The organism is Mesorhizobium sp. M7A.F.Ca.CA.002.04.1.1 (assembly GCF_004022805.1).
Taxonomy (GTDB): domain Bacteria; phylum Pseudomonadota; class Alphaproteobacteria; order Rhizobiales; family Rhizobiaceae; genus Mesorhizobium; species Mesorhizobium ciceri.
In genome coordinates, this window is record NZ_RZPL01001207.1 from 1 (window position 1) to 771 (window position 771).

Sequence of the window (771 nt, forward strand, 5' to 3'; positions counted from 1 at the left end):
CCCCGGCCATCGCGGCCGAGCGTGACGGTGACGGCGCCCGTCTTTTCCGCCAGCGCGCCGATGTCGGCCGCTCTTGCCGGATCGCAGACGACCAGGCGTGGTTCCGCGTCGCCGAAGAAATACTCCAGCTCAGCCAGCGTGTAGGCGGTGTTGAGCGGCAGGAAGACGGCGCCGGCGCGCAGGCAGGCGAGATAGAGCATGACCGCTTCCGGGCTCTTCTCGACCTGCACGGCAACGCGGTCACCGGGCTCGACATCCAGTTGCAGGAGCGCATGCGCAAGCTGCGCCGAGCGGGCCAGCATATCGCCATAGGTGATCGAGCGGCCATCATCGGTTTCCATCAGCAAGCGCGCTGGCGCCGGCATCCGGGACCGGAACGCATCGAACAGATGATTGCTCATGAAGACTTCCCTGGGGTGCTGCGGCGCTGAGCATGCGCCTGTCGCGGCATGCCTCGGCGGCGAGAGTTCGCGGTTCTTGGCCGCGCCGTCAAGCCCGCCGACAGCGGTTCGCGCCGGCCGCGCCGACGCAGTTTGCGTGCAAGAAACGAGCACAAGAGACCCGCCAGGAAACGACTGCTATCGCCGAGCGCGTTTGCCGGCGATTTCTTTCGTTTCCTCGTCCTGCTCGAAGCGCTTCATGCACATGGCCGCAGTCAACCGGTAGTGGTTGAGCAGGGCCTCGACGGCACCGTCGGCATTGCCGTCGAGGGCACATTCGGCGATCAGACGATGCTCGCCGAAATCGTCGCGCTGGACGCCTTCGCCATCA

1 protein-coding gene and 1 pseudogene are annotated in these 771 nt (G+C 66.1%); both read right to left on the reverse strand.

Going from position 1 to position 771, the window contains the following annotated elements:
* On the reverse strand, window positions 1–401 hold a 401-nt coding region (locus ENZ75_RS33335), incomplete at its 3' end, for an AMP-binding protein (protein WP_164888251.1).
* Window positions 402–578: 177 nt separating this feature from the next.
* Window positions 579–771: pseudogene (locus ENZ75_RS33340) on the reverse strand (GntR family transcriptional regulator); the annotation flags it as partial.